This window comes from Longimicrobium sp. (assembly GCF_036554565.1).
Taxonomy (GTDB): Bacteria; Gemmatimonadota; Gemmatimonadetes; order Longimicrobiales; family Longimicrobiaceae; genus Longimicrobium.
The window spans coordinates 1-6,519 of the sequence record NZ_DATBNB010000842.1 but is presented as its reverse complement, the minus strand read 5'-3'; the positions used below and the strand labels follow the sequence as shown (position 1 = coordinate 6,519).

The following is a 6,519-nucleotide window of genomic DNA, read 5'->3' as shown; positions in this document are numbered from 1 at the left end:
CGTCCACCACCACCTTGGGGGTGATGGCGCCCACGGCCAGGATCGCCGCCTCGGGCGGGTTGATGATGGCCGTGAACTCCTCGATGCCGAACATCCCCAGGTTGCTGATGCTGAAGGTGCTTCCCGTGAACTCCTCGGGCTTCAGCTTCTTTTCCCGTGCGCGGCCGGCCAGCTCCTTGACCTCGCGCGAGATGTCGGAGATGCCCTTGAGGTCGGCGTCGCGGATCACCGGCGTGATCAGCCCCTCGTCGATAGCCACGGCCACGCCGATGTGCACCTGCTCGAAGAGGTGGATGGCATCGCCCGTCCACGCCGCGTTCACGAACGGGTGCTTGCGGAGCGCGACCGCGACTGCCTTGATCACCAGGTCGTTGGGGCTGGTCTTGACGCCCTCCTTGGCGAAGCGCTCGTTGATGCGCGCGCGCAGGGCCACCGCCTCGCCCATGTCTACCTCGATGGTGAGATAGAAGGTGGGAACGGGACCGATGGACTGCGCCAGCCGCCGCGCGATGGTCTTGCGCATCTGCGTGAGCGGGTGCGCACGGAACCGCGCGTCCGTCGACACCGGCACGGGCGCGGACACAGGGGCCTGGGGCTGCGCGGTCTCCGCCGGGGCAGCCGCGGCAGGCTGCGCGGCCGCGGGGGTCCCGCCGCGGGCGACGGCCTCCTCGATGTCGCGCTTTACGATGCGCCCACCGGGGCCGCTGCCCTGCACGGCGCCGATCTGCATCCCGGCCTCAGCCGCCAGCTTGCGGGCCAGCGGCGAGGCCTTAACCCGCCCGCCGTCCTGCCCCGCCCCGCCCTCGGCAGAGACCGTGGAAGGCTGCGCCTCGGCGGGCGCCGCCTGCGGCTTGGCCTCGGACGTGGGCGCGGGCGACGCATCGGCCTGCGGTGCATCGGCCTCATCCTGCGCCGCCGGGCCCGCCTCGGACGCGGTCGGCGCGCTGGCCTCGCCACCCCCGGCCGCGGGGGCCGGCGCGGGCTTGGCGTCGGCCCCGCCCGTGAGGCTGGAGACGTCTTCGTCGGCCCCGGCGATCACGGCGATCATGGTACCGACGGGCGAGGTTTCGCCGTCGCCGATCAGGCGCTTGCGAAGCACGCCGGAGCCGCGGGCCACCAGCTCCATGGTGGCCTTGTCGGTCTCGACCTCGGCCAGGACGTCGCCTTCCTTGACGTCGTCGCCCTCGTTCTTCAGCCAGCTGATCAGGCGCCCCTCTTCCATCGTGGGGGAGAGCGCCTCCATGTAGACTTTCGTCGCCATCGTCTGCTCGGTTCAGAAGTGCGAAAGTGCGAGAGTGCGAGAGTGCGAGAGTGCCGACTTTCGCACTTTCGCACCTTCGCACTTTCGCACTGCTTACCTGTAGAGAACCTGGTTCACCTTCTGGATCACCATCTCGACGCTCGGCTTGGCGGCGCGCTCCATGGCCTTGGCGTACGGCATGGGCACGTCGGCCTGGGTGACGCGCAGCACCGGGGCATCCAGGTGATCGAACGCCTCTTCCTGGATCAGCGCGGCGATGGTGGCCGTGATGCCGCCGAAGGCCCAGCCCTCTTCCAGCAGCACCACGCGGTTGGTCTTGGCGACGGTGGCCAGGATGGCGTCGGTGTCCAGCGGGCGAAGGCTGCGCAGGTCCAGCACCTCGGCGTCGATGCCGTTCTTTTCCAGCTGCGCGGCGGCCTGCAGCGCCACGTGGATCATCTTGCCGTGCGTGATGATCGACACGTCGCTGCCCTGGCGCTTGAGGTCGGCCACGCCCAGCGGAATGATGAAGTCGTCGTCCTCGGGCACCTCGCCCTTGAGGTTGTACAGCATTTCGCCCTCGAAGACGCACACCGGGTCGTCGTCGCGGATGGCGGCCTTCAGCAGCCCCTTGGCGTCGGCCGGGGTACCGGGGACCACCACCTTCACGCCCGGGTAGTGGGCCACCTGCGACTCCAGCGCCTGGGAGTGCTGCGCAGCCAGCTGGAGCGCGGCGCCGGTGGGGCCGCGGAAGGTGATGGGCATCTTAAACTGGCCGCCGCTCATGGAGCGCATCTTCGCGGCCGAGTTGAAGATCTGGTCGAACGCCAGGATGGCGAAGTTCCAGGTCATGAACTCAATCACCGGGCGCACGCCCGTCATGGCCGCGCCCACGCCCAGCCCCGCGAAGCCCAGCTCGGTGATGGGCGTGTCGACCACGCGCATTTCGCCGAACTTTTCCAGCAGCCCCTTGGAAACCTTGTAGGCGCCGTTGTACACGCCCACTTCCTCGCCCATCAGGAACACGTCCGGATCGCGCTCCATCTCCTCCGCGAGCGCCTGGTTCAGGGCCTCACGATACGTAATGACGGCCATGCCTCAGCGCCTCCCGTCGAAGTAGAGGCGTCCGTTGACGTCCTCGGTTGCGTAGATCTCGGTGTAGAGCTCGTCCACGGCGGGCTCCGGCGACTTTTCGGCGAAGTCGGCGGACTCTTCCGAGACGCGCTTCACCTCTTCATCCATCTGCTCCAGCTCTTCCTGGCTCAGGATGTTCTGGCGCGCCAGCAGGTCGGCGAAGATGCGGATGGGGTCATTGCCCTTTTCCTTCTCCACGTCCTCCTTCGTGCGGTACACGCCGGAGACCGGGTCGGACATGGAGTGGCCCACGAAGCGGTAGGTGCGCGCCTCGATGAGCGTGGGGCCGCCGCCGGCGCGGGCGCGGTCCACGGCCTCCTTGGTAACGCGGTACATGTCCAGCACGTCCATGCCGTCCGCCACTGCGCTCGGCATGGCGTAGGCCGTGGCCTTCTGGTAGATGTCGTACAGCGACGACGCGCGCTCCCAGGCGGTGCCCATGCCGAAGCGGTTGTTCTCGACAATCAGGATCATGGGCACCTTCCACAGCGCCGCCATGTTCAGCGACTCGTGGAACGCGCCCTGGTTCACCGCCGCCTCGCCGCAGTACACCTGGATGACGCGCTCTTCCTGGCGGTACTTGATCTTCCACGCCACGCCCAGCGCCAGCGGAATCTGCCCGCCCACGATGCCGTGGCCGCCCAGGTAGTTCTTTTCGGCGTCGAACATGTGCATGCTGCCGCCCTTGCCCTTGCTGCAGCCGTCGGCGCGGCCGTACAGCTCGGCCATCACCGCGCCCGGGGTCACACCGCACTGCAGCGCGTGCACGTGCTCGCGGTAGGCGGTCATCACGTAATCGTCGGGCGTCTGCGCATGGATGGCGCCCACGGCGACGGCCTCCTGGCCGATGTACAGGTGGCAGAAGCCGCCGATCTTGCCCAGCGCGTACGCCTCGGCAACCTTCTCCTCGAAGCGGCGAGCCAGCAGCATGTCGTACATCATCTTGCGCAGCTTGTCGGGCTCCAGCCCCTGCAGCCGCTCCTCGTCGCTCAGCGCCGGCTTTTCGGCCGTCATCGCCTCGCGGTCGGGCGCGGCCTCCTGCACCGCCGCCTCGGGCGCCTGGTCTTCCGCGTGCGCGATGTCCTGCGTGTTTTCGTCTGCCATCACTCTTCTCTTCCCGAATCTGCCGAGAGCACGCCGTCGTAGATGTCGGCCAGCTTCAGCGTAACGTTCAACGATTCCAGCTGGATCTCGCCGTCCAGGCCCGTCGTTTCGCCATACAGCCAGAAATGCTCCCCGTGGCGCGTGAAGCGCTCCACCCGCGGCGCGTCCTCTGCCACCAGCAGGTACTCCTGCAGCGACGCGATGCTGCGATAGCCCTGCCACTTCCTTCCGCGCTCGTACCCCCAACTTTCCGGCGAAACAATCTCGACCAGCAGGACGGGGTTCAGGAGCAGATCGGTGTCCCCATGATGCGCCAGTTGAGCCTTTCCCCCGTACGCCATCACGTCAGGGGAAAACACGTCGCCCGCCGCTCCGATCAACATCCCGCGACGCAGAATTCGACATCCTTGCCGCCGCGCCGCGCGGTCCAGGACAGTGCCGATGCTGCTCACCAGGAGCGCGTGCTCGAGGGTCGTGGGCGGGACGATCCGCACGCGTTCGTCCACGTACTCGCGGAACTCCTCCGCGAGTTCGATCCCGTCCAGGTACTCGTCAATGGTGACACGCACGTCGGACGAGAGCGCCTGCATCAGCCCAATCCGCCGATCTGCACCAGCCGCGGCGTGGAGCGCCGGACCATGGCGGGTCGTCGAGGGAGCGTCAAAGTGCCGCCCGCTTCAGCTGGCCTTGGGCACCGGCCGGATAGTCCGGCAGCGGCAGATCCCGCCGCACCCTCTCCGCGGAGCGCCGGATGTATTCCCGGCGCTGCTCGGGTGTCAGCCCCGCGACCTCGTCGTTCAACCTGTCGCGGATCTCCCGCATCAGCGCCACGCAGTCGATCTGTGGTTCAGTCTTCATAAGCACCCACCTCCTGCGGCGTACGAATCTCGATCGGCGGATACCCCAACCGGGAATTCACGGCATTATAGCCACGGACGCGCTGGAAGTTCACCATGTGCTTGAAGTTCCAACTGACCAGCACGTCCACCCGCGACAGCGTGGCCAGGGCGATGTGCTGCGCATCGAACCACAGCCGCTTCGGGATCACACCTTCGGCGAGGTAGCGCTCGGCGAGCTGCTCGGCCTCGGCACTGATCGGCCAGCGCTCCATGTTCGCCAGCGGCACCTGCCGCAGTACCTCCTGCACCGCGTCGGGCGCGGATTCCAATTCCCTGACGGTCACGTCGGAAATCACCAGCACGTACTCACCAGACCGGAACCGCCCGAACAAGCGTCGCGACGCAAGCTCGAACTTGGAATCGAAGCAGCCTCCGAATACAGAGGTGTCCACGTACGCCCGCAGGCGCTGTTCCGCCACGCGAACTACAGCCCACCGATCTGGACCAGGCGCGGCGCGGGGGGCCGAACCATCGCGGCGCGCAGGGCGGCTTCGGACGCGTCGATCTGCACGTCGGAGTCCACGTCGGCGTCAACGATCTGCGTGATGCTTCCCGGCCCGCCCGCGTCGATGGTGCGCGCCTGCTCCTTGGCGTGGTACGACGAGCGCACCAGCGGCCCGCTTTCCACGTGTCCGAAGCCCAGCTCGCCCTCGCCGATCTCCTTCCAGCGGCGGAACTCGTCGGGATGCACCCAGCGGTCCAGCGGCACGTGGTGCTCCGACGGGCGCAGGTACTGGCCCAGCGTAAGGATGTCGACCGAGGCCTCGCGCAGGTCCTTCATCGACTGGTAGATCTCGTCTTCCGTCTCCCCCATCCCCAGGATGATGGCGCTCTTGGTGAGCTGCGCCGGGTTCATCCGCTTGACGGCGCCCAGGAACGAGATGCTGCGCCAGTAGCGCGCGCCCGGGCGCAGCGCCTTCGCCAGCCGCTCGACGGTGTCGATGTTGTGGGCCAGGATCGCCGGGCGCGCCTCGACCACGACCCGCAGTGCGTCCTCGTTGCCCTTGAGGTCGGGGATCAGCACCTCGACGGAGCAGCCGGGAACGCGCTCGTGGATCTGCCGGATGCACTCGGCGTAGATCGCGGCGCCGCCGTCATTGAGCTCGTCGCGGTTGACGGAGGTGATCACCGCGTGCTCCAGCCCCATGGTCACGACGGAATCCGCCACGCGGCGCGGCTCGTCCCAGTCCAGCTCCGTCGGCAGGCCATGGGCGACCGCGCAGTACTTGCAGGCGCGGGTGCACACGTCGCCCAGGATCATAAACGTGGCGGTGCCGCTTTCCCAGCACTCGCCGATGTTGGGGCAGTGCGCTTCCTCGCACACCGTGTGCAGCCCCTGCGACCGCATCAGGTCCTTGAGGCGCAGGTAGTTGGGGCTGCCGGGCGCGCGCACCTTCAGCCACTCGGGCTTGCGGGCGCGGTGAGGCACCGCCTCGCCGCCGGTGGGGGCCGGAAGGTTGACGGTGCCCTTGCTCTTGACGATTCCGTTGTCCTTGCCCTGGGGCGCGTAGCCGCGGGCGGGGACGTCGGGCGTGGTGATGGCGCTCATATCACTGCTCCGTGGGGCCGGGCCCCACCGTTTGCCGACGGGTGCGGCGAGGCGGAGCGCGCGTTCTCGCGGCCCCGCCTCCAGGATCACGGCCCGGCGGGCGGCCCGCAAGCAGCGGGCCGGGCCGGGGTTACTGCGAGTGGGGCAAACTAGGGCGCGGTCCGCGACGGTGCAACGTTCCCCGACCCGCCACCACCCGAAGTATACGGGATTCTGTACCCCGGTTGGGCGAGACGGGTCGCGGATGGAATCTCCAAGCGCGCGTTGTGATCCCGATGGAGCGACCCCGGCATACTCGCACGCACACCATCGTTCGCAGCGACTGAGGGATCCGCCACACACTCGTCGGAACGCACCAGGTCGCGCCCACCCCAAACCCGTTCAGTTCAAGGGAAGCCGGCCACCATGGCGGGAAGCCCCGATTCGGACCGCTTGTCGCGTCCCGCTCGGGGCTTCACCCGAATACGAGGGTCCTGTCGGTTTGCACCACGAACACGGACGCGCACGACAGTGTCCGGTGCACAAAAGCAAGCCAGTCCGCGCAGGCGGACTTCGTGTGGTTGTTGCAGCGACTTTAGTCGCCCGTGCCCCGG

General features: G+C 68.0%; 7 protein-coding genes. All 7 read right to left on the bottom strand.

What is annotated here, in order from left to right; genetic code table 11:
* Positions 1-1,261: dihydrolipoamide acetyltransferase family protein (locus tag VIB55_RS23765; RefSeq protein WP_331879168.1), on the bottom strand; the 1,261-nt coding region annotated here is incomplete at its 3' end.
* A 93-nt stretch (positions 1,262-1,354) separates the two neighbouring features.
* Complete coding sequence (locus VIB55_RS23760) at positions 1,355-2,335, bottom strand: pyruvate dehydrogenase complex E1 component subunit beta (protein WP_331879167.1); 981 nt, start codon at positions 2,333-2,335, stop codon at positions 1,355-1,357.
* Positions 2,336-2,338: 3 nt separating this feature from the next.
* A complete protein-coding gene (gene pdhA, locus VIB55_RS23755) occupies positions 2,339-3,478 on the bottom strand; it encodes a pyruvate dehydrogenase (acetyl-transferring) E1 component subunit alpha (RefSeq protein ID WP_331879166.1) in 1,140 nt (379 codons plus the stop codon).
* Positions 3,478-4,068 (bottom strand): Uma2 family endonuclease, encoded by a 591-nt coding sequence (locus VIB55_RS23750; protein WP_331879165.1) that lies wholly within the window; start codon positions 4,066-4,068, stop codon positions 3,478-3,480. Before VIB55_RS23750 ends, pdhA begins: the two co-directional genes overlap by 1 nt.
* Before the next feature lie 70 nt (positions 4,069-4,138).
* Positions 4,139-4,336: a hypothetical protein gene (locus tag VIB55_RS23745; protein WP_331879164.1), complete on the bottom strand. Its 198-nt coding sequence runs from the start codon at positions 4,334-4,336 to the stop codon at positions 4,139-4,141.
* Positions 4,326-4,796: a type II toxin-antitoxin system VapC family toxin gene (locus tag VIB55_RS23740; protein WP_331879163.1), complete on the bottom strand. Its 471-nt coding sequence runs from the start codon at positions 4,794-4,796 to the stop codon at positions 4,326-4,328. The genes VIB55_RS23745 and VIB55_RS23740 overlap by 11 nt, the downstream gene beginning before the upstream one ends.
* A gap of 5 nt (positions 4,797-4,801) precedes the next feature.
* A complete protein-coding gene (lipA, locus tag VIB55_RS23735; RefSeq protein WP_331879162.1) occupies positions 4,802-5,926 on the bottom strand; it encodes a lipoyl synthase in 1,125 nt (374 codons plus the stop codon).
* Between the last annotated feature and the right edge of the window lie 593 nt (positions 5,927-6,519).